This is a genomic window from Campylobacter sp. US25a (genome assembly GCF_004379075.1).
Taxonomy (GTDB): domain Bacteria; phylum Campylobacterota; class Campylobacteria; order Campylobacterales; family Campylobacteraceae; genus Campylobacter_D; species Campylobacter_D jejuni.
The window spans coordinates 1-1,393 of the sequence record NZ_RYYM01000054.1 but is presented as its reverse complement, the minus strand read 5'-3'; the positions used below and the strand labels follow the sequence as shown (position 1 = coordinate 1,393).

At 26.3% G+C, this 1,393-nt stretch carries 1 protein-coding gene and 1 pseudogene; both read left to right on the top strand.

Annotated features, from left to right (window positions below; genetic code table 11):
• Positions 1–1,120, top strand: a 1,120-nt coding sequence (locus ELQ12_RS10790; RefSeq protein ID WP_243834156.1) for a hypothetical protein, incomplete at its 5' end; no start/stop codon positions are given.
• Positions 1,110–1,393 (top strand): annotated as a pseudogene (locus tag ELQ12_RS09650) (hypothetical protein); the annotation flags it as partial. The gene ELQ12_RS10790 and the pseudogene ELQ12_RS09650, both read left to right, overlap by 11 nt.

The window sequence follows — 1,393 nt, the reverse complement described above, 5'->3', positions numbered from 1 at the left end:
CAAAGAATGGGACAAGATAGATCAAAAATGGTATGAAGCTAAAGAGCCTAATGAATTCAATGATGGTTTTTGGGGTTTTGGAACTGGAATTGCTAATGTTGCAGAATCTCTTATAGGATCTCCTGGCAAAGTATTTAACAATAACCAATATGTATTAGATAGCAATATTGATAAAAATTGTTATATTATTAAAAAACTAAGAAGCCCCCAAGCTTTCAAACCCTCTAATCGTTGCACTTTAGAACTTTCTAAAGAACAATATGAAATCCTACTTGCAAATATTAAAAATGATTTTAATACTACAAAAGAAATTACACCTAATAGCAAAGAACCAATCAATGAAGAATTTACCTATAAGCTTCTTGAAAACAACTGCGTTACTTGGGTTATTCAAAAACTTTCTGATATAGGAATAGAGCTTATTGATGATGAATATAAAGTGCCTGGAAATTTGATAGATATCTTTGGCTTGATCAAATCTCTTCACTCTATCTTTTTGAAATTTCAAAACATTGATGATAATTTACAAAGTGTAAAAGGTGCAAGAGCTTTTATTACTTGGACTAGATCTATGCTAGATAATAATTATATATGTTATGTAAATCAGGAAAATTTAGAAAAGAAAATACAAACTTTTTGTAAAAAAGATATAGAAAATCAAAGATATTATGAAAGTATTAAAAAATTTTATGATAAAGCCTCCCAACTTAAAAGTATATATAATAAATTAGATTTTTGTTTGGAATCTATCACTAAAAAATTTAATACAAGCATAAAAGGCGATTTTGAATTGATTTATTTCGATAGAAAAGATAGACAAATTAAACTTTTAAAAGCAGATAATAATTATGAAGCTATTGCGATACAAGATTTAGATTTGAGTCAAAAATATAATAATTTTAGTGTGAGTAAGTTTTATCCTTTTATTTTTATACCTAAAGATGAAATGCTTTCAAGAATGCTTTATCATAAATATGATTATGGTAATATCTCACAAGAATATCAAAAAGATAGAAATGAATTTTATTTTAATGTTTTAGCAGGAGAAAAAAGCGATAAATACTGGAGTTTAAGTTATCATAAAATGACTAAAAATTTAAGGAAAATTCATGCCTCTTGAAAAAGTAAAAGAAACAATTTTTGCTTATGATAAAGAAGTGATTGATTGTGAAGTCTTAAGGGCTAAAAATGTTGATTTAACTCATTCTAAAATTTATTTTCAAGGTATACTCCTTACAGGCTCAAATGAACTTCCTAACAATCCTTTTTACTTTGGAGAATTAGATCAAGATAATACTATAAAACAAGATACACCTAGTTATTATTTTTCTCCTAAAGATGAAAGCAGTGGTTTAGGAAGACTTAGTATCTTTTATAAAAATGATGAACTTTG